Below are 24,768 nucleotides of genomic sequence, written 5' to 3'. Positions count from 1 at the left end.
GAAGAAACGACAACACGTCACATCCTGTCCCTTTTCGGGAGAATTGCTCCCGATGGTGTTTACTGTTGGTAACCTCGCGGGCTGGTGCGGGAGTGGCCATTGGGGCAGAATGTCTGTTGCTGTCCCAGGCGGGACCGGTACGGGTGCGAGGCCGCTGGGGAAGGCGAACCTCGAACCGCACTGGAGGTCCCGGTGACGACACGTGGAGTTCTCTACGTGCACTCCGCGCCGCGCGCGCTGTGCCCGCACGTCGAATGGGCCGTCGCGGGCGTGCTCGGCGTGCGCGTCACACTCGACTGGATCCGACAACCCGCCGCGCCCGGCACCTGGCGTGCCGAGTTCTCCTGGCAGGGTCAGGTGGGCACCGCCTCCAAACTCGCCTCCGCGCTGCGCGGCTGGCATCTCCTGCGCTTCGAGGTGACCGCCGAGCCCTGCGCCACGGCGGAGGGCGAGCGCTACAGCTCCACGCCCGAGCTCGGCATCTTCCACGCGGTCATCGGTATGCACGGCGACATCCTCATCCCCGAGGACCGGCTGCGGGCGGCGCTCGCCCGCGCGGGCCGGGGCGAGACCGCGCTGGAGGCCGAGGTGGCCAAGCTGCTCGGCAAGCCGTGGGACGACGAGCTGGAACCCTTCCGGTACGCGGGCGAGGGCGCGCCCGTGCGGTGGCTGCACCAGGTGGTGTGAGCGGGGGCACGCACGGGCCGGCACGATTCCGGCCCCCGGCCCCCGTACGCGGGACACCGGCCCGGCCCCCGGCTCCGTACACGGAACACCGGCCCGGCCCCGGAACGCCGCACGGGCCGGAGTTCCCTTCCGTCAGACCTTGCCCCCTCCCGGGAGCTCCTTCTTGGCGTCCACCACGGCCCGGGTGACGACCGAGGTCTGGCCGATCACGCTGCCGGCCTTCATCCCGTCGGACTCCTTGGTCAGCACCTCGCGCTGGCCGAGGTACGCGTAGGTGGTGCTGTCGAAGACCCACTCGAAGCGGCTGTCGCCCCGGACGAACGCGACGGCGACACCGGGCCTGCCCCGCGCGTCCGTGGTCTTCTCCACGAGGGTGACGCCCGGGATCTTCGCCGCCGCCTTGTAGAGGGCGGCGCTGGTCTCCGGCGGTGCGAGCTGCTCGTGCAGCATGTCGCCGGCCTCCTTGAAGGCGTCCCAGTCGGCCTCCGGGTCGCCCGCCTTCCCGCCCTCCGGGTAGAGCTTCCGGAGCAGCGCGTCGGGGTCGGTGGGGAGGGCCCGCATCCGGTCGTAGGAGTGCCGGCGGGAACTGCCACGGGCGGGGCCGACGTCCAAGCTCTCCCCGTTCTTCTCCCCGAAGCTGTCCGCGGGCTCGTACAGCCACCCCTTCCTGTCGTCCGGCGACTTCCAGATCTGGCGCTTGTGCAGGGGCTCGACCCAGCTCGTCTCCTCGCCGCCCTTCGACACGCTCCTCTTGAAGGACACCAGGCTCTCGATGTAGATGTACTGGTCCCTCCGGGGCTCCAGCACCGGCTGCCGCGCGGCCGCGAGCGAGATGCGGTCGACGACGGCCGTCAGGTTCTCGGTGGTGCCGGGCTCCAGCGTCACGGTGGGCGGCTCGGGGTGCGGTCCCGTGAGCGCCTGTACGCCGCCGTCGGCGCTGCCGGAACCCAGGTCCCACGGCCCGACGGCGAGGGCGCCGACGGCCAGGGTCGCGGCCACCGGCAGGGCGATCCAGGCCGCGCGCCGCAGTCGCGGACGGCGGGGAGTCCCGGCGGTGGCGGCGTCGGCGCGGCTCGCCAGGATCTCGTCCATCAGGTGCTCCTTGAGCCGGGTGTGCCGGTCGGCGGTGAGGGCGGGCTCGGCGGGGGCCGGCAGCAGCAGGTCGAACTCGGCGTGGCCGATCGGCTCGTGCCGTCCCTTCGGGGTGCGCTTCATCGGTTCCCGTCCTCCTTCTGCGGCGACTGCGAGATCTGTGCTGTGCGGGGCGTCCGTGGTGTCTGCGGTATCCGTGGCGGCCTGGGCGGCTGCGCGTGCTGTGCCGCCCGGTCGGCGTTCTCCCGGAGTTCGCGTTCGGCGAGCTTGCGGAGCCGGCCGCGCGCCCGGGACAGCCGGGACCGTACGGTGCCGACGGGCACGCCCAGGGCCTCGGCGGCCTCGGGGTAGCTCAGGCCGGACCAGACGCACAGGGTCACCACCTCGCGCTCGGAGCGGCGCAGCTTGCCCAGCGCGGTCTTGGCGGCGGCCAGCTGCTCGGCGTCGGCCATCCGGCCCACGAGCTCGGTGGCGAAGTCCGGCAGGGTGTCCCGTACCGGCACGCGGGCCAGCGCCCGCTCGTGGCGGCGCGCGGCCCGGGCGGTGTTGCGGAGGACGTTCACCGCGATGCCCATCAGCCAGGGGCGCGGGCTGTCCCCCTCGTCGCGCAGCTTCTCCCGCAGCCGCCAGGCTTCCAGGAAGGTCAGCGAGACCACGTCCTCGGCCAGCGACCGGTCGCCGGTCACCCGGGCGGCGTGCCGGTAGACCAGGGAGGCATGGGCGTCGAACAGCTCCCGGAACGCTCCGGGATCTCCGCGACGTATGCGGTCGTGCATGGAATGTTTCACACCAGGACTTGTCCGCTCGCGGTCAGGGGGTTCCCGTGATCCAGGTCACCTCGTACAGGGGCCGCCGGGGGAGGCGGGGGAACGACAGCGGCCCGCTCCCGGACGAACCGGGGCGGGCCGCTGTCATGCGCCTGGGCGCGGGGTCGGACGCGCGGGATCAGACCGAGCGGAGGGCGAGGACCACGTTGTGGCCGCCGAATCCGAAGGAGTTGTTGATCGCCGCGATGGTGCCCTCGGGGAGCGGGCGGGGCTCGCCGCGGACGATGTCCGCGTCGATGTCCTCGTCCAGGTCGTCGACGTTGATGGTCGGCGGGGCCATCCGGTGGTACAGGGCGAGGACGGTCGCGACCGTCTCGATGCCGCCGGCGCCGCCCAGCAGGTGACCGGTCATCGACTTGGTCGCGGAGATCGCGACGTGGTCGAGGTCGTCACCGAGGACCTTGCGGAGCGCCTTGATCTCGGCCGCGTCGCCCTGCGGGGTGGACGTCGCGTGCGCGTTGAGGTGGACGACCTCGGACGGCTTGAGGTCCGTCGCCTCCAGCAGGTGCTGCAGGGCGGTGGCGATGCCGCGGCCGGTCGGCTCGGGCTGGGCGATGTGGTGGCTGTCCGCGGACAGGCCCTGGCCCAGCACCTCGCAGTAGACCCGGGCGCCGCGCCGGGCGGCGTGCTCGGCCGACTCCAGGACGACGACGCCGGCGCCCTCGCCGAGGACGAAGCCGTCACGGGCCTTGTCGTACGGGCGGGAAGCCTTCTCGGGCTCGTCGTTGTTCTTCGACATCGCCATCATGTTGGCGAACGCCACGATGGGCAGCGGGTGGATGGCCGCCTCGGTGCCACCGGCGACGACCACGTCGGCACGGCCGGTGCGGATCATCTCGACGGCGTAGCCGATCGCCTCGGCGCCGGACGCGCAGGCGCTGACCGGGGTGTGCACGCCCGCCTGGGCGCCCACCTCCAGGCCGACGTTGGCGGACGGGCTGTTGGGCATCAGCATGGGCACGGTGTGCGGGGAGACGCGGCGGACGCCCTTCTCCTTGAGCACGTCGTACTGGTCGAGCAGGGTCGTCACGCCGCCGATGCCGGAGGCGATGACGGTGCCCAGGCGCTCGGGCGAGATGGCGGGGTCCTCGCCGGCCTTGGCGGTGTAACCCGCGTCGGCCCACGCCTCGCGGGCGGCGATCAGCGCGAACTGGGCCGAGCGGTCCAGCTTGCGGGTGAGCGGGCGGGGCAGGACGTCCTCGGGGTCGACGGCCGCGCGGGCGGCGATCCGGACCGGGAGGTCGGCGAAGCGCTCGCCTTCGAGGGGGCGCACGCCGGACCGGCCGGCGAGCATGCCTTCCCAGGTCGATGCGCTGTCGCCACCCAGCGGTGTGGTTGCGCCGATACCGGTGACGACCACGGTGCGATTGGTCGGGTTCACAGGAATTCTGTCTCCACGTTTAGAGGTGCTGGAACCGCCACCGCTGGGGTGGCGACGAACGCTCAGGTCAGCCCTGGTGCTTGAGGATGTACTCGGCGGCGTCGCCGACCGTCTTCAGGTGCTTGACGTCCTCGTCGGGGATCTTGACGTCGAAGCGCTCCTCGGCGGCGACGACGACCTCGACCATGGACAGCGAGTCGACGTCCAGGTCGTCCGTGAAGGACTTGTCCAGCTTGACGTCCTCGGCCGGGATGCCGGCGATCTCGTTGACGATCTCGGCGAAGCCCTTGACGATTTCTTCCTGGGTGTGAGCCATTGCGGCGCTCCTTCTATGTGCGGTGGATCTGCGTTATAGGAAACTGCTGTGCGATGCCGCGCGGTGCGGCCCGGCCGGCCGCGCGGATCTCGCCTAGGGGAGGGTAACGACCGTGGCGGCGTAGACGAGACCCGCCCCGAAACCGATGACGAGCGCCGTGTCCCCGCTCTTCGCCGCCCCTGTGGCCAGGAGGCGCTCCATGGCCAGCGGGATGGAGGCCGCGGAGGTGTTGCCGGTGGTCTCCACGTCACGGGCGACCGTGACGGTGTCCGGCAGCTTGAGGGTCTTCACCATCGAGTCGATGATGCGCATGTTGGCCTGGTGCGGGATGAAGACGTCCAGCTCGTCGGCGCCGATGCCGGCCTCGTCCAGCGCCTGCTGGGCGACCTTCGCCATCTCGAAGACGGCCCAGCGGAAGACCGCCTGACCCTCCTGGGTGATGGCCGGGAAGCGGATCTCCTCCAGCGCCTGCCGGACCTCGGGGCCGTTGCCGCCGGGGACGGGCGTGGTGCGGTACTCGTCCCAGCCCACCGTCTGCTTGATGGTCCCGGACTTGTCGCCCTCCGAACCCCAGACCGTCGGGCCGATGGCCGGCTCCTGGGACGGGCCCACGACCACGGCGCCCGCGCCGTCGCCGAACAGGAAGGCCGTCGCGCGGTCCTCCAGGTCGGTCAGGTCGGAGAGCCGCTCGACGCCGATGACCACGACGTACTCGGCGGAGCCCTCGACGACCATGCCCTTGGCGAGCGTCAGGCCGTAGCCGAAGCCCGCGCAGCCGGCCGAGATGTCGAAGGCCGCCGGCTTGCCCGCGCCGATCCGGTGCGCGATCTCGGTCGCGACCGCCGGGGTCTGGTGGAAGTGCGAGACCGTGGAGACGACCACGGCGCCGATCTGCTCGGGCCGCAGGCCCGCGTCGGCGATGGCCTTGCCGGCCGCCTCGACCGACATCGCGGCGACCGTCTCCTCGGGGCCCGCCCAGTGCCGGGTCGCGATGCCGGAACGGGAGCGGATCCACTCGTCGGACGAGTCGATGTGCTTGAGGATCTCCTCGTTGGGAACCACCCGCGTGGGGCGGTAACCGCCCACGCCGAGGATGCGCGCGTAGGGGGCGCCCTTGCTGGGCCTGATCTTCGCGGTCATGCTCTCGGGGCTCCTTATTCGGCCGGGGTCGCGGCGTCGGTGGCGTACTCGGCGATGAGCGCGCGAGCCGCGTCGAGGTCGGCCGGGGTCTTGAGCGCGAGCGTCCGCACGCCGGGCAGGGCGCGCTTGGCGATGCCCACCAGGGTGCCGCCGGGGGCGAGCTCGATGATCGCGGTGACGCCGAGCTCCTTGAACGTCTCCATGCACAGGTCCCAGCGGACCGGGTTGGCCACCTGGCCGACCAGCCGGCGGACGACGTCCTCGCCGGTGGTGACGACCGCGCCGTCCCTGTTGGAGACGTACCGGGTGTGCGGGTCGGCGACCGACAGCTCGCGCGCCGCCTCCTCCAGCGCCACCACGGCCGGGGCCATGTGGTGGGTGTGGAAGGCGCCGGCGACCTTCAGCGCGACGACGCGGCGGGTGCCCTCGGGCTTGTCCTCGGCCAGCGCCGCCAGCTGCTCGGCGGTGCCCGCGGCCACGATCTGGCCCGCGCCGTTGACGTTCGCCGGGGTCAGGCCCAGCTTCTCCAGGTGCGGCAGCACGACCTCGGGCTCACCGCCCAGCAGGGCCGCCATGCCCGTCTCGGTGACGGCGGCGGCCTCGGCCATGGCCAGACCGCGCTTGCGCACGAGCTCCAGCGCGGCCCGGTCCGGCAGCACGCCGGTCAGCGCGGCCGCGGCGAGCTCGCCGACGCTGTGCCCGGCGGCGGCGCCGACCAGCCGGGAGAAGTCCTCGGCCGTCGCGAAGAGCTGCCGCGCGGAGAGCAGCGCGGAGGCCACCAGCAGCGGCTGGGCCACGGCGGTGTCACGGATCTCGTCCGCGTCGGCGTTCGTGCCGTAGTGGACCAGGTCCAGGCCGATGGCGGCCGACCACTCACGGAGTCGGTCTTCGACACCGGGGAGGTCGAGCCAGGGGGTCAGGAAGCCGGGCGTCTGAGCGCCCTGGCCGGGAGCGACGAGTACGAGCACCCTCACACTCTCTCTCGTGGACGGCCTCGCCCACCCGTGAGGACAGGGACCAAGAACCGTCAGGGGAATTGTTGATGTTCGACAAAATGCTAGGCGGGTGTCTCGGCGTCTGCCAGACGGCCCAGGATGAGCGCGATCCGCAGCGTGAACGCCGAGCGCACATCGGACGGTGACCATCCGGTGACGTCCGTCACACGTCGGAGGCGGTATCTCACGGTGTTCGGGTGTACGAAGAGCATCCTCGCCGCACCCTCCAGGCTACTCGCCTGTTCCAGGTAGACGCTCAAGGTCTCCAGCAACGCGGAGCCCGCTTCCTCCAGCGGTCTGTAGATCTCCTCCACCAGCTGCTCGCGGGCCGTGGCGTCGCCGGCCATCGCGCGCTCCGGAAGAAGATCGTCCGCGAGGACCGGGCGGGGCGCGTCCGGCCAGGCCGCGCACGCCTTCAGACCGGCCGCCGCGGCCTGCGCCGAACGCGTCGCCGCCAGCAGGTCGGAGACCACCGGACCGGCCACCACGGGACCCGCCGCGAACGGCCCGATCAGGGCCTTCGCCGCCTGGAGCGGATTGTCGGAGCCGCCCGCGATCACCACCAGCCGGTCCCCGAGCACACCCGTCAGGACCTGGAGCTTGGCGTGCCGCGAGGCCCGCCGGATCGCCTCGACCGTCAGCTCGCTGTCCCCGTTGGGAGCGGTGCCCAGCACCACCGAGACATGCGCCGGCGAATTCCAGCCGAGGGCCGCCGCCCGGGACAGCGCCCCCTCGTCGGCCTCGCCCGACAGCACCGCGTTGACGACCAGCGACTCCAGCCGGGCGTCCCAGGCACCGCGCGCCTCCGCCGCCTGCGCGTACACCTGTGCGGTGGCGAAGGCGATCTCACGGGCGTAGACGAGGAGCGCCTCGCGCAGCACCGACTCGTCACCCGGGGCGGCGACCTCGTCGATCGCCGACTCCATGACCTCGATGGTGGTACGGACCATCTCCACCGTCTGGCGCAAAGTGATCGCCCGCGTCAGCTCGCGCGGGGCCGTGCCGAAGACGTCCGTGCTGATCGCCTGGGGGGTCTCCGGATGCCGGAACCACTCGGTGAAGGCCGCGATGCCCGCCTGGGCGACCAGGCCGATCCAGGAGCGGTTCTCCGGGGGCATCGCCCGGTACCACGGCAGCTGGGCGTCCATCCGGGCGATGGCGGCGGCGGCCAGCGTTCCGGCGGACTTCTCCAGGCGGCGCAGGGTGGCGCTGTGCGGATGCGGGGTGTTAGCGGCGGGTTCAGGCACGGGACAAGCCTGCCTTATTCGCGTCCCGAGCGGGGTCGCCGGGCTACCGTAGCCCGATGACGCACGTGCGACGCGCCGTACAGCGCGCCGGGGAGCGCTTCCCCGGCGGGGACCCCGAGGCCGGCATCGAGACCTGGCACGCCTTCTCCTTCTCGGGCTTCTACGACCCCGACAACGTCCGGTTCGGCCCCCTCGCCGCCTGCAACGAGGAGAACCTGGCCGCCGGGGCGGGTTTCCCCCCGCACCCGCACCGCGACGTCGAGATCGTCACCTGGGTGGTCGAGGGCGAGCTCACCCACGAGGACTCGACCGGCCACGCCACGGTCGTACGGTCGGGGGACCTCCAGCGGCTCAGCGCCGGATCCGGCGTGCGGCACTCGGAACGCAACGAGTCGCCGGACCCGCTCCGCTTCGTACAGATGTGGCTCACCCCTTCGGATTACGGCGGCGAACCGTCGTACGAGGTGGTGCGCGCTCTGTCCGAGGACGCGCCGTACGCCCTGGCGCGGGCGGACGCGGTGCTGCACGTGCGGCGGGCGGGGGCCGGGGGGACGGTGGTGCTGCCGGACGCGCCCTGGGTCTACGTGCATGTGGTGCGGGGGGTCGTGCGGATGGGGTCCGACACGCTGTCCGCGGGGGACGCGGTGCGGGTGCTCGACGCCGAGGGTGTGGAGGTGGGGGTTCAGGTGGCGGCGGAGTTGCTGGTGTGGGAGATGCATGCGGAGCCGCGGTTCGGGTGAGCGGGGGGTTTGTCCCCTACCCGCCCCTTCCCGGAACCGGGGGGGGCTGGCGCCCCCCCCCGGGCCCCCTTTCCGCGCTCCGCGCGGTGTCCTCAAGCGCCGGACGGGCTGATTACCCCCGCAGCTCCGCCAGTACCGCGTCCGTCAGTGGCGGCCACGCCTCGACCGCCCACGGGCCGAACGGGCGGTCCGCCAGGGCCACGCACGCCGCGGCCGCCTCCGGGTCCACCCACAGGAACGTGCCCGACTGGCCGAAGTGCCCGAACGTCCGGGGGGACGACGACGCCCCCGTCCAGTGCGGCGCCTTGCCGTCGCGGATCTCGAAGCCCAGGCCCCAGTCGTTGGGGCGCTGGTGGCCGTACCCCGGCAGGACGCCGGTCAGGCCCGGGAAGGCCACCGACGTCGCCTCGTCCAGCGTCGCGCGCGACAGCAGCCGCGGCGCCTGGAGCTCGGCCGCGAAGCGGGCCAGGTCCGCCACGGTCGAGACGCCGTCCTTGGCGGGCGAGCCGGGGGTCCCCCCAGCGGTAGCCGGGGGAAGGTCCGTCGCCGCCATGCCGAGCGGCTCCAGCACGGCCTCCCGCAGGTACTCCGGGAACGGGATGTCCGTCGCCTTGGCGATATGGTCGCCCAGCACCTCGAAGCCCGCGTTGGAGTACAGCCGCCGGGTCCCCGGCTCGGCCATCGACCGGTGCTCGTCGAACGCCAGGCCCGAGGTGTGCGCGAGCAGGTGCCGGACCGTGGCACCCTCGGGACCGGCCGGCTCGTCCAGCTCGACCGCGCCCTCCTCGACCGCCACCAACACGGCGTACGCGGCGAGCGGTTTGGTGACGGAGGCCAGCGGGAATCGGTGGCCGGTCGGCCCGTAGGACCCCGCCAGGCTGCCGTCGGACCGGACGACCGCCGCGGCGGCGGTGGGGACCGGCCAGTTTTCGATCATGCGCAGGCTCTCCATGGCAAGGAGCCTAACCCGGCCGGGAATCACCTCCGGATCTCGCTTGCCTGGAGTGCACTCCAAGTCTCTAGCGTGGGGGCATCGCGAAGGCACGAGGGGGAATCGCATGACCGTGACGGACCGCGTACCGATGTCGGTGCGCGCCTGCAGCCAGCTCGACCGGCAGCGGCACGCCCGCCCGCAGGGGCGCGACCGCTACACGATCAGCGAGGTCGTCGACTACACCGGCCTCAGCGCCCACACCCTGCGCTGGTACGAGCGCATCGGACTGATGCCGCACGTGGACCGCTCGCACACCGGCCAGCGCCGCTACACCGACAAGGACCTGGACTGGCTCGATCTGGTGGGCAAGCTGCGGCTGACCGGGATGCCGGTCGCCGACATGGTCCGCTACGCCCAGCTCGTACGGGAGGGCGACCACACCTTCGCCGAGCGGGAGCACCTGCTGAGCGCGCATCGCGAGGACGTACGGCGGCGCATCGCCGAACTGCACAGCACGCTCGACGTCCTCGACTTCAAGATCGATATCTACGCCGCCCACCGCCGGGCGTCCGAAGGGGTTCTGAGCATATGAGCAACGACAAGATATCCACCGTCGCCCTGGGCAACGGCGGCCCGCAGGTCGGCGTGCAGGGCCTCGGCTGCATGGGCATGACCTACGCCTACGGGCCCACCGACGAGACCGAGGCGCGGGCCACCCTGGGCCGCGCCCTGGACCGCGGCGTCACCCTCTTCGACACCGCCGACGTCTACGGCCACGGCCGCAACGAGGAGTTCATCTCCCCCTTCGTCCGGGCGCACCGGGACGAGATCACGCTGGCCACCAAGTTCGCCATCGAGCGGCGCGAGGACGACCCCTCCTTCCAGCGCATCCGCAACGACCGCGCGTACATCCGCGCCTCCGTCGAGGGCAGCCTGCGCCGCCTCGGCGTCGACCACATCGACCTCTACTACATGCACCGCCGCGATGTGGAGGTGCCGATGGAGGACACCGTCGGCGCCATGGCGGAGCTGGTCGCGGAGGGCAAGGTCGGCCACCTCGGGCTGAGCGAGGTCTCGCCGGGCGAGCTGCGCACCGCGCACAAGGTGCACCCCATCGCCGCCGTGCAGTCGGAGTGGTCGCTTTTCAGCCGTGACGTGGAGCAGGGCGTCGTCGCCACGGCCGCGGAGCTGGACATCGCCTTCGTGCCCTACTCGCCGCTCGGCCGGGGCTTCCTGACGGGCAGTTTCGTACAGGCGGACGCCGAGCTGACGAGCGACGACTGGCGCCGCATGCAGCCGCGCTTCACCGGCGAGAACGCGGCGGCGAACGCGGCCCTGCTGGAGCCGGTGCGGCGGATCGCCGGCGAGCGCGGGGCGACGCCCGGTCAGATCGCCCTGGCCTGGGTGCAGCAGCGGGCCCGGGTGCACGGCCTGGCCGTGATCCCGATCCCGGGCACGCGGCGCCGGTCGCGCATCGAGGAGAACCTGGCGTCGATCAGCATGGAGCTGACGGCGGCGGAGCTGGCCGAGCTGGAGCCGATCGCGGACAAGGTCGCCGGCGGGCGGTACGCGGACATGTCGTTCACGGCGGTGGGCCGGGAGTAACCGGGGGGCCGGTGGGCGGGGTTCCGTCCTCGGGCCCGGGGTGTCGCGCGCCGGGCGGCTCGCCCCGCGGGCCCGGGCGGGGTCCCGCCTTCCGGACCGGGGCCTCATGGGACGGGCCGCTTTGCGGGCCGGTGGGCTTCCGCCTTCCGGACCGGGGTATCGCGCCGGGCGGTTCGCCGCGCGGGTCCGTCCGGCACGTCCGGCCGTCCCTACCGGCCTCCCGGGGCCACCAGCCCCGACTCGTACGCGAAGATCACCGCCTGGGCCCGGTCGCGGAGCCCCAGCTTCGCCAGCACCCGCCCGATATGCGTCTTCACCGTCTGCTCCGCCAGCACCAGCGACCCCGCGATCTCCTGGTTGGAGAGCCCCCGTGCGATCAGTTCGAGCACCTCCGTCTCCCTCGGCGTCAGGCCGTTGAGACGGAGGGACGGGTCCCGGCGGGTGGCGGGGCGCTGCCGGGCGAAGTCGGCGATGAGGCGGCGGGTCACGGACGGGGCGAGCAGCGCCTCGCCGGCCGCGACGACCCGGACCGCCGAGATCAGGTCGGCCGGGGGCGCGTCCTTGAGGAGGAACCCCGAGGCGCCCGCGCGCAGCGCCTCGTAGACGTAGTCGTCGACGTCGAAGGTGGTGAGCATCAGCACCTTCGGACGGTGGATGACGCCCGGCGGCGGATCGAGGAGCCGCCGCACGGCCTCCAGGCCGTCCATCTCCGGCATCCGGACGTCCATCAGGACGACGTCCGGATGCGCGCGGCGGCTCAGCTCCACGCCCTGCCGGCCGTCGGGGGCGTCGCCGACGACGTCGATGTCGGCCTGGGCCGCGAGCAGCGCGGCGAACCCCGCGCGGACCATGGCCTGGTCGTCGACGATGATCACCTTGATGGTCATGCGGTGGGGGGTTCCTCTTCTGTCGTGAACGGGAGCCGGGCCGCCACCCGGAAGCCGCCGTCCGGCAGCGGGCCGGTGTCGAGCGTGCCGCCGACCAGGCGGACGCGCTCGCGCATCCCGACCAGACCGTGGCCCGTGCCGCTGGTCTCCAGCGGCGGGGAGTCGTTCTCCGGGGCGGTGTTGACGACCAGCACCATCAGGCTGCCCCGGTCGGGATCGACGGACACCGACACCCGGGTCGCCGCGCCCGGGGCGTGCCGGACGACATTGGCGAGGGCCTCCTGGGTGATCCGGTAGGCCGAGAGGTCCACGGTCTGCGGGACCGCCTCCGGCAGCGGATCCGGCATCGACAGCCGCACCGGCAGCCCCGCCCGTACCGTTGCCTCGACCAGCTGGGGGATCCGCTCGACGCCCGGCTGCGGCGCCCGTTCGACCCCGCCCGGCTCCCCGCCGGAGGCGTCCTCGCTGCGCAGCACGCCCAGCAGCCGCCGCATCTCCGTGAGCGACTCGCGGGCCGTGGCCGCGATCGAGGCGAACTCCCCCTCCGCCTCGGCCGGCAGACCGGTCAGGCGGTACGGGGCGCTGTCCGCCTGCACGGTGATCACGGACATGTGGTGGGCGACGACGTCGTGCAGCTCACGGGCGATCCGGGTGCGCTCCTCCAGCAGGGTCCGCCGGGCCCGCTCCGCCTCGCTGATGGTCTCCTGCTCGGCCAGCGCCCGCCGGGCGTCGCCGCGTTCGCGCAGCGCCCCGCCGACGGTCAGCACCACGGCGCCCAGCACGAGCGTCGTCACCGAGATGAGGGAGCTCCGCTCGGGCGACACGAACTGGAAGACGAGGCTCGCGAGGGCCGTCAGGGTCCAGACGGCGACGAGGGTGCGCCGCCGCTCGCGCAGCCCGATGAGGAGCATCAGCAGCAGCATGCCGAAGATCGCCATGGGCGGCCAGGGCCAGGGCTGTTCGCCCCGCATCGGCAGGGCGAGCAGCGCCGCCGCCGCGGCGATGTCGGCCGGGAAGACGATCGCCCAGACCAGCAGGGGGCGCCGGACGGCGAAGAGCAGGGGCACGGCCTGGAGCAGGGCGAACGTGAACGCGAGGTCGGACGGGAGCCCGTAGTTCTCGGACAGGACCGTGGCCGTGGTGCCCAGCAGGACGACGGCGAACGCCCCGGTGATCACATACGGCAGGGACCGTACGAACCGGCTCCGCGCCCGGCCGAGCAGCGGCACGGGCGGTCCGGCGGGGGTGAGCACATCACGCGCGAAGGCGAGCGGGGACGGCCGGGTGGTGGCGCGGGGTGACTGGGACATGACTTCCTCAGCCTAGATGCCCTGGTCAGCAGGGGCGTCACCCCGGAGTGCCGGTTTCCGGGTGATACCGGGGTAGCAGGGGTACCAGCCGGTGCCGGGGTCCCGGACGGGGTCGTCCGGCGCGCTACAGCTCCGCGAGCAGCTCCGCCTTCTTGGTGCTGAACTCGTCGTCGGTGAGCAGGCCCGCGTCGTGCAGCGCGCCCAGGTGACGGATGCGGTCGGCGATGCCGCCCGGGTCGGGGCGGGGCGCGGGGACCCGGGCCGCGGGGAGCCCGCGGGCCCCGGCGCGGACGGCCGCCAGGACCGCGGCCGCGAAGGGCAGCGACTCGTGGACGAGGCCGTAGCCCATGCCGAAGACGACCGCCGCCGGGTCCTGGTCCGCCGGGCCCGGCTGCCGGGAGTCCCCGTCGCGCGGCACGAGCCGCAGATGGCCGCCGGCGAACTCGGGGGAGCGCCACTCGACGCCCGCCAGCTCACCGACCGCGAACCGCTGGTCGCCGGCCTTCCACTTGGCGGAGGAGGCGCCCGTCCAGAACCAGCGGAAGGCGACGGACGCGCCGTCGAAGGACGCCTTGCCGTCGTACGCCTTGAAGGACAGCGGCGGCGCCGGGGCGGCCACCAGGTGGCGCTCCGCGGGCTGGTCGGCGCAGGGGCCGAGCGAGGCCCGTATCTCGTCGGCGTAGTACTCGGCGAGGGCGTCGCGCTCGGCGGGCAGCACCAGGCGGTAGGGGTCGCAGACCTCCTTGAGCTGGCCGTTGGCGACGTCCATCAGCGGATCCGCGCCCGGTCTGGGGACAGCGCGCAGCACCACCGTGCCGCGCTTCCCCGGGGCCTGCTCGACGGCCGCGAGCGCCTCGTAGGGGATGCGCCGCTCGCCGAGCGCCTGGAGCAGCCTCGGCGTGCGGATCCCCCGTTCGAAGCGGATGAGCACGGAGTCGGTGTCGAACTCCCAGGCGGCGTGGAAACCGGCCAGCACATCACCCATGCGGCTCATCGTATGCGGCGGGGGGCTGTGCGTCCCCCCTCCGGGCGGATGCGCTACGCGCGTCAAGGTGGGGTGGAAGCGGAATGGAGGGTGCCGGGGCGCGTGCGGGGTGCCGCTGCGCGGGGCTTTTCCCCGGCCCCGCCCCTTCCCGCTGTATCCGATGTGCGGCTCCGCCGCGTGCGGGGCTCCGCCCCGGACCCCGGTCCGCGCGGAGCGAGGAAAAGGGGGGCCCGGGGGCCTGCCCCCGGTTACGGGAAGGGGCGGGTAGGGGACAAAGCCCGCCGCAGGCGCACGTCAGACCAAGCCGGCCGCACACCCCGTGTCCGGACCCGCACAGCGGATCTCCCCCGGTACTCCCACCCCGATCGCCGCGAAGTTCGCCAGACTCGTCGTCCCCGGCTCGAAGTACCCGCCGTGACCGTCCGCCCCCTTCGCCGACAGCAGGCGCGCCCCGAACCCCGGGGACACCGGATCCGCGCCGTGGCCGAGGCCGCCGACCTCCAGGTGGGGGACGTCCTGGATCCAGTCGTCGGGGTTGCGCATCGCCCAGATCCGGGCGGAGGTGCGCAGCTCGGAGACGTGCTCGGCGCGCATGCCGGGGCTGCCGGCGACGGCGACGTCGGTGACGCGCGGGGAGATGTCGCGGACGGCGACCCCGCAGACCACCGAGCCGTAGCTGTGGCAGAAGAGCGAGACGGGGGAGGTGCCGGGCAGGCCCCGGACCAGGGCGCGCAGCCGGAGCGCGCCCTCGGCGGCGAGCTTGCCGGTGGCCGCGTCCATGCCGACGCCGGCCGGGGTGGTGTAGTCGTCCCAGGCGATGACGGCCGTCCTGGTGCCGGAGGAGGCCGTCCGCTCGGCGTCGTGCAGGGAGCGGGCCATGCCCACCGGCGCGGTGTAGGCGCGCTGGGTCTTCTCGAAGGACAGGACGTTGGTGTCGACGCCCGGCACCACGACGGAGACCCGCTCGGCCCGGTCGAGGTCGCCGATGACCTCGGCGACCCGGCCGGCGCCGCCGGGGTCGAAGGCGAGGATCTGCCGGCCGGTGCCCATCAGCGACTCGAAGCGGTGCATCCGGCGGCCCGCCTCGCGGCGGCCCACGGGGGTGAGGCCGCTCTCGCCCATGCGGTGCTTCTCGACCTCGCGGGCCCGGTCCAGGGCGACGCGGTTGGCGTGATAGCGCAGGGACACGGGGACACCGTTGAGGTTGCCGACGACGAGCGGGTAGCGCTCCGCGAGCCGGTCGCGCTCGGCGCCCGTGAGGGAGCCGAAGAACCGGGCCAGGACGTCGGGGCCCGAGGTGGCGGCGGGCAGCGGCCGCCCGCCTATGGAGCCGTGCAGCCATGCCTGGAGGCTCTTCGACCGTGCGTCGCCGGTCGCCGCGTGACCTCTTACGGCCGTCCAGCCGGTCGTCGCGAGCATGACGAACACGACGGCCAGCGCCAGCAGCGCGCGCCACACGGCGGCCGTGGTCGTCCAGGGAACGGAGGAGGGGGAGCCGAGCTCCGGGAAAGAAGTCACCGCGAACCAGCGTAGGAGAAACCCGCTTGCGTCCGGGAAGTCAGTGAGCTATCTCACGTTTGAATGAGGGCAATTGCTCGTGCCCAGGTGATTCGCGATCAGGTCCGCCAGTTTTCCGCCAACGCCGGGCCGAGCTGGTCCAGATGGGCGGTGATGATCCGCCGTAGCTCCGTCATGCCGGCGCCGCCCTGCTCGCCCCAGATCCGGCCCGTCACCCGCATCACCCCGCCGAAGGCCGCGAGCAGCACCCGGGGCCGGGGGTCCGCCGCGAGGTCCAGCCCCTCGCGGCGGGCGATCTCGTGCGCGAGCCGCTCCTCGACCTCGGACAGCCGGCGCAGATGGACGGCGAGCAGTGCGGGGGTGGACTCGATCATCCGGTACGTCCGCATGTGCAGCTCCAGCGGGACGATCGACCCGACGTCCTCGCCCAGCTTGTCCCAGGAGGTCAGCACCGCTCCGCGCAGCGCGGCGAGCGGGGACTCGGCGGCCGGGCGCTCGCGCAGGGCGGCGCAGAAGGAGGATTCCACGGAGTCCTGGAGCGCGAAGGCGACCTCCTCCTTGCCCGCGAAGTAGCGGAAGAAGGTGCGCGGGGAGACGTCCGCGGCCTCGGCGATCGCGTCGACCGTCGTCCGCTCGTAGCCCTGCAGGGCGAAGAGCTCCAGGGCGCAGCGGATCAGGGTGTCCCGGGTACGCCGCTTCTTGCGCTCGCGTAGGCCGGGCGGCCCGGTCCGGGCGCCCGCGCCCTCGATGGCGTGCATGGGGATTCGCCTCTCCTCCGACGCATTTCCGCTGTTCAGGATAGACATGAGCAGATTTGACAGATACCGACTCATGCACATGTTTGTCAATTGTCAGACGCTGCCATAATCTCGAAATATGACGTCACAGACCACCGTCGCCGACGCGACGCCGGATCTTGGGCCCCGAAAGGGTTTACGGGGTCACCCCTGGCTGACACTCTTCTCCGTCGCGATAGGCGTGATGATGGTCACGCTCGACGGCACCATCGTCGCTATCGCGAACCCCGCGATCCAGAAGGACCTGGGGGCCTCGCTGGCCGACGTCCAATGGATCACCAACGCCTACCTCCTCGCCCTCGCGGTGTCCCTGATCACCGCGGGCAAGCTGGGTGACCGCTTCGGTCACCGGCTGACCTTCCTGATCGGCACGACCGGCTTCGCCGTGGCCTCCGGCGCCATCGCCCTCTCGGGCAGCGTCTCGGCGGTCGTCGCGTTCCGCGTCGTCCAGGGCCTGTGCGGCGCCCTGCTGATGCCGGCCGCGCTCGGACTGCTCCGGGCCGCCTTCCCGCCCGCGAAGCTCAATATGGCCATCGGCATCTGGGGCATGGTCATCGGCGCCTCGACGGCCGCCGGACCGATCCTCGGCGGTGTGCTCGTCGAGCATGTGAACTGGCAGTCGGTCTTCTATGTCAACGTGCCCGTCGGCGTCGTCGCGCTCGTCGTCGGTGTGCTCATCCTCAAGGACCACCGCCCCGAACAAACGTCGAGCTCCTTCGACATCCTGGGCATCGTCCTGCTCTCCGCCGCGATGTTCTGCCTGGTGTGGGCACTGATCAAGGCACCCGCCTGGGGCTGGGGCGACTCCCGCACCCTGCTGTTCCTCGCCGGGGCGATCGTCGCGTTCGTCCTCTTCACCTTCTGGCAGACCAAGGTCCGGGAGCCCCTGCTGCCCCTGAGCCTGTTCCGCTCCCTGCCGCTGACCGCCGGCACGATCCTGATGGTGCTGATGGCCTTCGCCTTCATCGGCGGCCTGTTCTTCGTCACCTTCTATCTCCAGAACGTGCACGGCATGACACCGGTCAACGCCGGCCTGCACATGCTGCCGCTCACCGGAATGATGATCGTCGGATCGCCGACCGCGGGCGCGATCATCACCAAGATCGGTCCCCGGATCCCGATGGTCGCCGGCATGATCTTCGCCGCCGCCGCGTGCTTCGGCATGGCCACCCTGGAGCCCGACTCCGGCTCCGTCGCGATGTCCATCTGGTTCGGTCTCTTCGGCCTCGGCCTCGCGCCGGTCGTGGTCGGCGCCACCGAGGTCATCGTCGGCAACGCCCCCATGGAGCACGCCGGCCTGGCCGGTGGACTCCAGCAGGCCGCCATGCAGGTCGGCGGTTCGCTGGGCACGGCAGCCCTGGGCGCCGTGATGGCCGCCCGGGTGGACAACCTGCTGCCCGACCGGTGGGCCGAGGCCGGCCTTCCGCAGGGCACGCCCGCGCAGATGGCCCAGGCGTCGGACGCCGTCGCCGTCGGCATGGCGCCCGTCCCGCCGAAGGCGACACCGGAGCTCGCCCAGCGGATCACCGATGTCGCCCATGACACTTTCGTGTCAGGCATGGGCCTGGCCTTCACCGTCGGCGGGTGCGTCGGACTGCTCGCCGCCGTGTGCGCGCTGTTCACCAAGCGCGGCGACAACGCCGAGGCCGGCGCCGGCGCCGCCCACGTCTGACGGGCCCGGCGTTTTCCCCTATCCGGACACAAGAGGGCCCCGCGGTGCGGGGCCCTCTTGGCATCGCCGAGCCACCCCCGCCAGGATGCGGTGTGCGACACAGCCGACACAGGGAGTGAAGCCTATGCGTACGATTCACGCTGCCGCGACCCGGAACGCCGCCCGGATCACCGCCGGGGCAGCCGCCGTCACCGCCGCCGCCTGTCTGGCCCTGCTGGCCGCGCCCACCGCGGACGCCGTGGACAGGGGACGGCTCGGCCAGTGCGCCGCCGGACAGCTGTGCCTCTGGTCGAAACCCGGCTTCCACGGCACGCGCGCCACCGGCGAACTCGCGGACATCTCCATCGAGAGCTGCGTCACCTTACCGGCCGGCACGGCGGCGGCGTCCCTCGCCAATCGCACGGGGCGCCCTGTCACTACGTACCAGAGCGCGACCTGTGGGGAGACGGGCGAGTTCGACACGTATCCGTCGGGGACGTGGGTGCCGGAGACGGCGTATGTCGTGCGGGCGTACAAGGTCTGGGAGCGGTAGGGGCTGACGGCGGGTTTTTCCCCACCCCGCCCCTTCCCGAACGGGGCTCCGCCCCGGGCCCCGGTCCTCAAACGCCGGACGGGCTGAGTTGTCGCCCGGAACCGGGCAAATCCAGCCCGTCCGGCGATTGAGGACACCGCGCGAAGCGGGAAGAGGCGGCGACAGGGCTGCCTCTTCCCGGGAAACGCCACGGCCCCCCGGCCGGCGGATGCCGGCCGGGGGGCCGTGGCGTGGAAAGCGGTGGTACCGCCCAGTGCGAAACGACTACGCGTCGCCGCCCGCGGCGCCCGGGTCGGCCGCCGTGACGTCCAGGAGCTGGTAGCGGTCCACGGCCTGCTTCAGCGCCGAGCGGTCGACCTTGCCCTCCTTGGCGAGCTCGGTGAGCACCGCCAGGACGATCGACTGCGCGTCGATGTGGAAGAAGCGACGGGCCGCGCCACGCGTGTCCGCGAAGCCGAAGCCGTCGGCGCCCAGGGACTGGTACGCACCCGGCACCCAGCGCGAGATCTGGTCCGGAACGGCCCGCATCCAGTCGGAAACGGCCACGAACGGACCCTCGGCGCCCTGGAGCTTCTGCGTGACGTACGGCACGCGGAGCTCCTCCTCCGGGTGCAGGAGGTTGTGCTCCTCCGTCTCGATGGCGTCGCGGCGCAGCTCGTTCCAGGAGGTCGCCGACCAGACGTCCGCCTTGACGTTCCACTCCTCGGCGAGGATGCGCTGGGCCTCGATCGCCCACGGCACGGCCACACCGGAGGCGAGGATCTGCGCCGGGACGGCGCCCGCCTCGCCCTGCTTGAAGCGGTACAGACCCTTGAGGATGCCCTCGGCGTCCACGTCCGCCGGCTCGGCCGGGTGCTGGATCGGCTCGTTGTAGACGGTCAGGTAGTAGAAGACGTCCTCGGCGTTCTCGCCGTACATCCTCCGCAGACCGTCCTTGACGATGTGCGCCATCTCGAAACCGAACGCCGGGTCGTAGGAGACGACACCCGGGTTGGTGGACGCCAGCAGCTGCGAGTGGCCGTCCGCGTGCTGGAGACCCTCACCGGTCAGCGTCGTACGACCGGCGGTCGCGCCCAGCACGAAGCCGCGCGACAGCTGGTCGGCCATCTGCCAGAACTGGTCACCCGTGCGCTGGAAGCCGAACATCGAGTAGAAGACGTAGACCGGGATCAGCGGCTCGCCGTGCGTCGCGTAGGCCGAGCCCGCCGCGATCAGCGAGGCCGTGCAGCCCGCCTCGGAGATGCCGTCGTGCAGCATCTGGCCGGTCGGCGACTCCTTGTACGCGAGCAGCAGCTCGCGGTCCACGGACTCGTACTGCTGGCCCAGCGGGTTGTAGATCTTCGCCGAGGGGAAGAACGCGTCCATGCCGAAGGTGCGGTACTCGTCGGGGGCGATCAGCACGAAGCGCTTGCCGATCTCCTTGTCCCGCATGAGGTCCTTCAGGATGCGGACGAAGGCCATGGTGGTGGCGATCGACTGCTGCCCGGAGCCCTTCTTCGCGGTCGCGTAGACCTTGTCCTCCGGGAGGGCCAGCGGCTTCGACCGCACGACGCGGGTCGGCACATAGCCGCCCAGCGCCTTACGGCGGTCGTGCATGTACTGGATCTCCTCCGAGTCGCGACCCGGGTGGTAGTACGGCGGCAGGCCGGACTCCAGCTCCTTGTCGGCGACCGGGATGTGGAGACGGTCACGGAAGCGCTTGAGGTCCTCGACCGTGAGCTTCTTCATCTGGTGGGTCGCGTTGCGGCCCTCGAAGTTCGGACCCAGGGTCCAGCCCTTGACCGTCTGCGCGAGGATCACGGTCGGCTGGCCCTTGTGCGCCTTGGCCGCCGCGTACGCCGCGTAGATCTTCTTGTGGTCGTGGCCACCGCGGCCCAGGTGCAGGATCTGGTCGTCGGACATGCCCTCGACCATCTTCCGCAGACGCTGGTCGTCGCCGAAGAAGTGGTCGCGGATGTACGCGCCGGTCTCGGTGGCGTACGTCTGGAACTGACCGTCGGGGGTGCTGTTGAGCTTGTTGACCAGGATGCCGTCCCGGTCCTGCGCCAGCAGCGGGTCCCAGGAGCGGTCCCAGACGAGCTTGATGACGTTCCAGCCGGCGCCGCGGAACTGCGACTCCAGCTCCTGCATGACCTTGCCGTTGCCGCGCACCGGGCCGTCGAGGCGCTGCAGGTTGCAGTTGACGACGAAGGTCAGGTTGTCCAGGCCCTCACGGGCGGCGATGGACAGCTGGCCGAGCGACTCGGGCTCGTCCATCTCGCCGTCGCCCAGGTACGCCCAGACGTGGGACTTGGAGGTGTCGGCGATGCCGCGCGCCTCCATGTAGCGGTTCATCCGGGCCTGGTAGATCGCGCCGAGGGGGCCGAGGCCCATCGAGACGGTCGGGAACTCCCAGAAGTCCGGCATCAGCCGCGGGTGCGGGTAGCTGGAGAGGCCGTAGGGCGCCTTGGACTTCTCCTGGCGGAAGGAGTCCAGGTGGCGCTCGGAGAGCCGGTCCAGCAGGAAGGCGCGGGCGTAGATGCCGGGGGAGGCATGGCCCTGGAAGAAGATCTGGTCGCCGCCGTCGCCCTCGTCCTTGCCGCGGAAGAAGTGGTTGAAGCCCACGTCGTACAGCGAGGCGGAGGAGGCGAAGGTCGCGATGTGACCACCGACACCGATGCCGGGGCGCTGGGCCCGGGAGACCATGACGGCCGCGTTCCACCGGGTCGCGTTGAGGACCTTGCGCTCGATCTCCTCGTTGCCGGGGAAGAACGGCTCGTCCTTGGTCGCGATGGTGTTGACGTAGTCGGTGCTGCGCATCTCGGGCACGGCCACGCGCTTCTCGCGTGCGCGCTCGATCAGGCGAAGCATGAGGTAGCGGGCACGTTCCCGGCCTCGCTCATCGACGGCTGCGTCGAGCGAGTCGAGCCACTCCTGGGTTTCTTCGGGATCGAAGTCAGGGACCTGGCTGGGAAGGCCGCCAATGATGATCGGGTTGCGATCGGATCCGGAAGCCACGCTGTTCCTTCGCTGTTCGGGTCGTGTCGTGCTCTGCACGCATTCGATGCGCACGCGGGCAAACGCTGTCTCTGTTGCTGCCTCTGGCTAAGTCGCGCGCGCTCCCATCGTGGACCGCGACAGCGAAAACGTCATCTCTACTGGGCGGTAACCACCGCTTGGCGAGACGACAAGGCGAGGACCGGCCGACTTTCGACGGCCAAATCGCAACCATACGCCCCCTATGGGGGTCGTTCGTGTACGGCCGTTCGGGCCTGATCGCCGCAATCCGGCGGTGCGCCTCGGCAAACCCGGCAGAATACTGTGGCGTGAATCACTCGCCTGTGCTCTTCCGTCGTTGGAGTTGCGGCGAGACGGCCGCTTCCGTCACCGTTTCGGCGGTCTCGATGGCCCGGTACTTGCGCGAACCGCCCGGCACGTGTGGACTACCGCCAATGCCTCGCGTATGCGAGGGACACAAGACACTTTCTCGAAAGATGACAGGAGGCAATCCGTGAGCGCGACCGCGGACCACGCGGAGGAGCGGACCAACCCTGCCGCCAGGCTGGGTTTCCAGCCCGGACAGGTGGTCCAGGAGATCGGCTACGACGACGATGTCGATCAGGAGCTCCGCGAGGCCATTGAGGAGATCACCGGCCAGGACCTCGTCGACGAGGACTACGACGACGTGGCCGACGCCGTCGTCCTGTGGTTCCGTGACGATGACGGCGACCTGACGGACGCGCTCGTGGACGCCATCGGCATGCTCGAGGACGGCGGGGACATCTGGCTGATGACCCCGAAGACCGGCCGCGACGGCTACATCGAGCCGAGCGACATCAACGAGGCGTCCCAGACCGCGGGCCTGAGCCAGACCAAGAGCATCAGCGTGGCCAAGGACTGGACGGGCACCCGCATGGTTGCCCCCAAGCGCTGACGCCCCCGGCGTAGCCGAAAACCGCCACCGCGCCCCCCGGCGGCCCCACCCAGCGAAGGCTGGGGAAGGCCCCACCGGGGGGCGCGGTGCGTGGTGCGCCGGCGCGCAGTGACACACTGGCCGCCTACCCGCCGGTGGCCGGGGTCGCGGGAGGGAGCGACTCGCCCAGCGCCCAGGGACCGGCTCCTGTCGAGAGAGGGAAGCGAATCCATGGCGATCGATGTCGGCACCAAGGCTCCGGACTTCGAGCTGAAGAACCAGCACGGCGAGACCGTCCGGCTCTCCGACTTCCGCGGCGAGAAGAACGTCGTCCTGCTCTTCTACCCCTTCGCCTTCACCGGCGTGTGCACCGGCGAGCTGTGCGCCCTGCGCGACGAGCTCCCGAAGTTCGCCAACGACGACACGCAGCTGCTGGCCGTCTCCAACGACGCCCCGTTCTCGCTGCGCGTCTTCGCCGAGCAGGAGGGCCTGGACTACCCGCTGCTCTCCGACTTCTGGCCGCACGGCGCCACCAGCCGCGACTACGGCGTCTTCGACGAGGAGAAGGGCTGCGCGGTGCGCGGCACCTTCATCATCGACAAGGAGGGCGTGGTCCGCTGGACCGTCGTCAACGGGCTGCCCGACGCGCGCGACCTGAACGAGTACACCGCGGCCCTCGCGGCCCTCTGAGGTCCCTCGCCGAACCCTTTTCCGTAAGTTTTTCCCCAGACGCCCGGGGCTCTCGTCCGGCCGAGGTTCGGCCGTCCGCGCGCTCCGGGTACGGTCCGCGTGCAAGAAGCCTGTAATCGGTGGGAACCGGTCACTAGGATCCAAACGTTGATCGGATGCCATCGCACAACGGGGGCACAGGTCTCGCCGAATGGTTCCGGCCCCCTCGAACCAATGGAGGACTCGTGGGAGTCAGTCTCAGCAAGGGCGGCAACGTCTCGCTGACCAAGGCGGCCCCCAACCTGACCGCGGTCATCGTCGGTCTCGGCTGGGACGCCCGTACCACCACCGGTACGGACTTCGACCTGGACGCCAGCGCGCTGCTGACGAACGACCAGGGCAAGGTCGCCAACGACCAGAACTTCGTCTTCTTCAACAACCTCAAGAGCCCCGACGGTTCCGTCGAGCACACCGGTGACAACCTCACCGGTGAGGGCGAGGGCGACGACGAGGCCATCAAGGTCAACCTGGCCGGGGTGCCCGCCGACGTCCACAAGATCGTGTTCCCGGTCTCGATCTACGAGGCCGAGGGCCGCCAGCAGAGCTTCGGCCAGGTGCGCAACGCCTACATCCGCGTCGTGAACCAGGCCGACAACACCGAGCTCGCCCGCTACGACCTCAGCGAGGACGCCTCGACCGAGACCGCCATGGTCTTCGGCGAGCTGTACCGCAACGGCGCCGAGTGGAAGTTCCGGGCCATCGGCCAGGGCTACGCCTCGGGTCTGCGCGGCATCGCGCAGGACTTCGGCGTCAACGTCTGAGTCCGGCCGGTACACCGGCGGCGCCCGGCGCCGCACGCCCGCCCATGGCATGGTCATGGGCACCGGCGTGCGGCGCCGGACGTACATCACGACCCTTTTTCCATCCCGGGGAGGAACAGAAAACATGGGCGTCACGCTCGCCAAGGGAGGCAATGTCTCCCTCTCCAAGGCCGCACCGAACCTCACCAATGTGACCGTCGGTCTCGGCTGGGACGCGCGCTCCACCACCGGAGCGCCCTTCGACCTCGACGCCAGCGCCCTGCTGTGCGCCTCGGGCCGGGTGCTCGGGGACGAGTACTTCGTCTTCTACAACAACCTCAAGAGCCCCGAGGAGTCCGTCGAGCACACCGGTGACAACCTCACCGGTGAGGGCGAGGGCGACGACGAGTCGATCCTGGTCGACCTCACCAAGGTGCCGGCGGCCTGCGACAAGATCGTCTTCCCGGTCTCCATCCATGACGCCGACGCCCGCGGCCAGAGCTTCGGCCAGGTCAGCAACGCCTACATCCGCGTCGTCAACCAGGCCGACGGCTCCGAGCTCGCCCGCTACGACCTCAGCGAGGACGCCTCCAGCGAAACCGCGATGATCTTCGGCGAGGTCTACCGGTACGGCGGCGAGTGGAAGTTCCGGGCGGTGGGACAGGGGTACGCGTCAGGGCTACGGGGCATCGCTCTAGACTTCGGGGTCAACGTTTCGTAAAGCCGCGCACCGCGCGGGGGA

Annotated in this window: 24 protein-coding genes; 10 read left to right on the top strand and 14 right to left on the bottom strand. The window is 71.5% G+C overall.

Features of this window, described 5'->3' with window-relative positions:
• The first annotated feature begins 192 nt into the window (after positions 1–192).
• A complete protein-coding gene (locus AF335_RS02235; protein ID WP_102916533.1) occupies positions 193–687 on the top strand; it encodes a DUF3145 domain-containing protein in 495 nt (164 codons plus the stop codon).
• Positions 688–819: 132 nt separating this feature from the next.
• On the opposite strand, the gene AF335_RS02230 is transcribed toward AF335_RS02235, so the two are convergent.
• The 7 genes from AF335_RS02230 to AF335_RS02200 all read right to left on the bottom strand — a co-directional run bounded on the left by AF335_RS02230 (position 820) and on the right by AF335_RS02200 (position 7,685).
• Positions 820–1,902: a CU044_5270 family protein gene (locus AF335_RS02230; protein ID WP_102916532.1), complete on the bottom strand. Its 1,083-nt coding sequence runs from the start codon at positions 1,900–1,902 to the stop codon at positions 820–822.
• Positions 1,899–2,555 carry an RNA polymerase sigma factor gene (locus AF335_RS02225; RefSeq protein WP_102916531.1) on the bottom strand — a complete coding sequence of 219 codons (657 nt, stop codon included), beginning with the start codon at positions 2,553–2,555 and terminating at the stop codon, positions 1,899–1,901. The genes AF335_RS02230 and AF335_RS02225 overlap by 4 nt, the downstream gene beginning before the upstream one ends.
• Before the next feature lie 169 nt (positions 2,556–2,724).
• Positions 2,725–3,987 (bottom strand): beta-ketoacyl-ACP synthase II, encoded by a 1,263-nt coding sequence (gene fabF, locus AF335_RS02220; RefSeq protein WP_102916530.1) that lies wholly within the window; start codon positions 3,985–3,987, stop codon positions 2,725–2,727.
• Between the two features lie 67 nt (positions 3,988–4,054).
• Positions 4,055–4,303 (bottom strand): acyl carrier protein, encoded by a 249-nt coding sequence (locus tag AF335_RS02215; RefSeq protein WP_102916529.1) that lies wholly within the window; start codon positions 4,301–4,303, stop codon positions 4,055–4,057.
• Between the two features lie 93 nt (positions 4,304–4,396).
• Complete coding sequence (locus tag AF335_RS02210; protein ID WP_102916528.1) at positions 4,397–5,443, bottom strand: ketoacyl-ACP synthase III; 1,047 nt, start codon at positions 5,441–5,443, stop codon at positions 4,397–4,399.
• A 14-nt stretch (positions 5,444–5,457) separates the two neighbouring features.
• Entirely contained in the window at positions 5,458–6,411 is a 954-nt protein-coding gene (locus AF335_RS02205; RefSeq protein ID WP_102916527.1) for an ACP S-malonyltransferase, read from the bottom strand.
• 89 nt (positions 6,412–6,500) lie between these two features.
• Positions 6,501–7,685 (bottom strand): PucR family transcriptional regulator, encoded by a 1,185-nt coding sequence (locus AF335_RS02200; RefSeq protein ID WP_102916526.1) that lies wholly within the window; start codon positions 7,683–7,685, stop codon positions 6,501–6,503.
• Positions 7,686–7,741: 56 nt separating this feature from the next.
• Here AF335_RS02200 and AF335_RS02195 point away from each other — a divergent pair, with 56 nt between their 5' ends.
• Entirely contained in the window at positions 7,742–8,425 is a 684-nt protein-coding gene (locus AF335_RS02195) for a pirin family protein (RefSeq protein ID WP_102916525.1), read from the top strand.
• Positions 8,426–8,537: 112 nt separating this feature from the next.
• Here the strand turns inward: AF335_RS02195 and AF335_RS02190 are convergent, their stop codons facing one another.
• Positions 8,538–9,377: a serine hydrolase domain-containing protein gene (locus AF335_RS02190; RefSeq protein WP_102916524.1), complete on the bottom strand. Its 840-nt coding sequence runs from the start codon at positions 9,375–9,377 to the stop codon at positions 8,538–8,540.
• Between the two features lie 130 nt (positions 9,378–9,507).
• Here AF335_RS02190 and AF335_RS02185 point away from each other — a divergent pair, with 130 nt between their 5' ends.
• Positions 9,508–9,951 carry a MerR family transcriptional regulator gene (locus AF335_RS02185; protein ID WP_228773339.1) on the top strand — a complete coding sequence of 148 codons (444 nt, stop codon included), beginning with the start codon at positions 9,508–9,510 and terminating at the stop codon, positions 9,949–9,951.
• A complete protein-coding gene (locus tag AF335_RS02180) occupies positions 9,948–10,964 on the top strand; it encodes an aldo/keto reductase (RefSeq protein WP_102916522.1) in 1,017 nt (338 codons plus the stop codon). The genes AF335_RS02185 and AF335_RS02180 overlap by 4 nt, the downstream gene beginning before the upstream one ends.
• A 209-nt stretch (positions 10,965–11,173) precedes the next feature.
• On the opposite strand, the gene AF335_RS02175 is transcribed toward AF335_RS02180, so the two are convergent.
• The 5 genes from AF335_RS02175 to AF335_RS02155 form a co-directional block, all read right to left on the bottom strand.
• The gene (locus AF335_RS02175; RefSeq protein WP_102916521.1) at positions 11,174–11,851 is read right to left on the bottom strand and encodes a response regulator; all 678 of its coding nucleotides are present in this window, start codon (positions 11,849–11,851) and stop codon (positions 11,174–11,176) included.
• Positions 11,848–13,161: a sensor histidine kinase gene (locus tag AF335_RS02170; RefSeq protein WP_102916520.1), complete on the bottom strand. Its 1,314-nt coding sequence runs from the start codon at positions 13,159–13,161 to the stop codon at positions 11,848–11,850. The genes AF335_RS02175 and AF335_RS02170 overlap by 4 nt, the downstream gene beginning before the upstream one ends.
• A gap of 124 nt (positions 13,162–13,285) precedes the next feature.
• Positions 13,286–14,146 (bottom strand): DUF4429 domain-containing protein, encoded by an 861-nt coding sequence (locus AF335_RS02165; RefSeq protein WP_102916519.1) that lies wholly within the window; start codon positions 14,144–14,146, stop codon positions 13,286–13,288.
• Between the two features lie 294 nt (positions 14,147–14,440).
• Positions 14,441–15,664: an alpha/beta hydrolase gene (locus AF335_RS02160; RefSeq protein ID WP_184743712.1), complete on the bottom strand. Its 1,224-nt coding sequence runs from the start codon at positions 15,662–15,664 to the stop codon at positions 14,441–14,443.
• 98 nt (positions 15,665–15,762) lie between these two features.
• Complete coding sequence (locus AF335_RS02155) at positions 15,763–16,422, bottom strand: TetR family transcriptional regulator (protein WP_102916518.1); 660 nt, start codon at positions 16,420–16,422, stop codon at positions 15,763–15,765.
• A gap of 118 nt (positions 16,423–16,540) precedes the next feature.
• Between AF335_RS02155 and AF335_RS02150 the strand changes: the two genes are divergently transcribed.
• Positions 16,541–18,133: an MFS transporter gene (locus AF335_RS02150; protein WP_102916517.1), complete on the top strand. Its 1,593-nt coding sequence runs from the start codon at positions 16,541–16,543 to the stop codon at positions 18,131–18,133.
• A gap of 124 nt (positions 18,134–18,257) precedes the next feature.
• A complete protein-coding gene (locus AF335_RS02145) occupies positions 18,258–18,665 on the top strand; it encodes a peptidase inhibitor family I36 protein (protein ID WP_102916516.1) in 408 nt (135 codons plus the stop codon).
• 264 nt (positions 18,666–18,929) lie between these two features.
• Here the strand turns inward: AF335_RS02145 and aceE are convergent, their stop codons facing one another.
• Positions 18,930–21,662, bottom strand: a complete 2,733-nt coding sequence (gene aceE, locus AF335_RS02140; RefSeq protein ID WP_102916515.1) for a pyruvate dehydrogenase (acetyl-transferring), homodimeric type — start codon at positions 21,660–21,662, stop codon at positions 18,930–18,932.
• Positions 21,663–22,155: 493 nt separating this feature from the next.
• Between aceE and AF335_RS02135 the strand changes: the two genes are divergently transcribed.
• From AF335_RS02135 to AF335_RS02120, 4 genes are all read left to right on the top strand, one after another.
• Positions 22,156–22,578: a DUF3052 domain-containing protein gene (locus AF335_RS02135; RefSeq protein ID WP_095584221.1), complete on the top strand. Its 423-nt coding sequence runs from the start codon at positions 22,156–22,158 to the stop codon at positions 22,576–22,578.
• Positions 22,579–22,788: 210 nt separating this feature from the next.
• Positions 22,789–23,247 carry a peroxiredoxin gene (locus AF335_RS02130; protein WP_087928279.1) on the top strand — a complete coding sequence of 153 codons (459 nt, stop codon included), beginning with the start codon at positions 22,789–22,791 and terminating at the stop codon, positions 23,245–23,247.
• A 224-nt stretch (positions 23,248–23,471) separates the two neighbouring features.
• Positions 23,472–24,047 carry a TerD family protein gene (locus tag AF335_RS02125; protein WP_087928280.1) on the top strand — a complete coding sequence of 192 codons (576 nt, stop codon included), beginning with the start codon at positions 23,472–23,474 and terminating at the stop codon, positions 24,045–24,047.
• A 124-nt stretch (positions 24,048–24,171) separates the two neighbouring features.
• The gene (locus AF335_RS02120) at positions 24,172–24,747 is read left to right on the top strand and encodes a TerD family protein (protein WP_102916514.1); all 576 of its coding nucleotides are present in this window, start codon (positions 24,172–24,174) and stop codon (positions 24,745–24,747) included.
• Positions 24,748–24,768 lie beyond the last annotated feature (21 nt).

It is taken from the genome of Streptomyces eurocidicus, from assembly GCF_002891295.1.
Lineage (GTDB): Bacteria > Actinomycetota > Actinomycetes > Streptomycetales > Streptomycetaceae > Streptomyces > Streptomyces eurocidicus.
Note: the sequence above shows the minus strand (reverse complement) of the source record. Positions and strands in the feature narration are given on the sequence as shown.

Excerpts from the sequence above, each read along its gene's own strand:
- AF335_RS02180 (WP_102916522.1), top strand. The coding sequence starts at position 9,948 with ATGAGCAACGACAAGATATCCACCGTCGCCCTGGGCAACGGCGGCCCG.
- AF335_RS02150 (WP_102916517.1), top strand. The coding sequence starts at position 16,541 with ATGACGTCACAGACCACCGTCGCCGACGCGACGCCGGATCTTGGGCCC.
- AF335_RS02210 (WP_102916528.1), bottom strand. The coding sequence starts at position 5,443 with ATGACCGCGAAGATCAGGCCCAGCAAGGGCGCCCCCTACGCGCGCATC.
- AF335_RS02170 (WP_102916520.1), bottom strand. The coding sequence starts at position 13,161 with ATGTCCCAGTCACCCCGCGCCACCACCCGGCCGTCCCCGCTCGCCTTC.
- AF335_RS02215 (WP_102916529.1), bottom strand. The coding sequence starts at position 4,303 with ATGGCTCACACCCAGGAAGAAATCGTCAAGGGCTTCGCCGAGATCGTC.
- AF335_RS02155 (WP_102916518.1), bottom strand. The coding sequence starts at position 16,422 with ATGCACGCCATCGAGGGCGCGGGCGCCCGGACCGGGCCGCCCGGCCTA.
- AF335_RS02185 (WP_228773339.1), top strand. The coding sequence starts at position 9,508 with ATGTCGGTGCGCGCCTGCAGCCAGCTCGACCGGCAGCGGCACGCCCGC.
- AF335_RS02175 (WP_102916521.1), bottom strand. The coding sequence starts at position 11,851 with ATGACCATCAAGGTGATCATCGTCGACGACCAGGCCATGGTCCGCGCG.
- AF335_RS02145 (WP_102916516.1), top strand. The coding sequence starts at position 18,258 with ATGCGTACGATTCACGCTGCCGCGACCCGGAACGCCGCCCGGATCACC.
- AF335_RS02195 (WP_102916525.1), top strand. The coding sequence starts at position 7,742 with ATGACGCACGTGCGACGCGCCGTACAGCGCGCCGGGGAGCGCTTCCCC.
- AF335_RS02165 (WP_102916519.1), bottom strand. The coding sequence starts at position 14,146 with ATGGGTGATGTGCTGGCCGGTTTCCACGCCGCCTGGGAGTTCGACACC.
- AF335_RS02230 (WP_102916532.1), bottom strand. The coding sequence starts at position 1,902 with ATGAAGCGCACCCCGAAGGGACGGCACGAGCCGATCGGCCACGCCGAG.
- AF335_RS02120 (WP_102916514.1), top strand. The coding sequence starts at position 24,172 with ATGGGCGTCACGCTCGCCAAGGGAGGCAATGTCTCCCTCTCCAAGGCC.
- AF335_RS02130 (WP_087928279.1), top strand. The coding sequence starts at position 22,789 with ATGGCGATCGATGTCGGCACCAAGGCTCCGGACTTCGAGCTGAAGAAC.
- AF335_RS02190 (WP_102916524.1), bottom strand. The coding sequence starts at position 9,377 with ATGGAGAGCCTGCGCATGATCGAAAACTGGCCGGTCCCCACCGCCGCC.
- AF335_RS02225 (WP_102916531.1), bottom strand. The coding sequence starts at position 2,555 with ATGCACGACCGCATACGTCGCGGAGATCCCGGAGCGTTCCGGGAGCTG.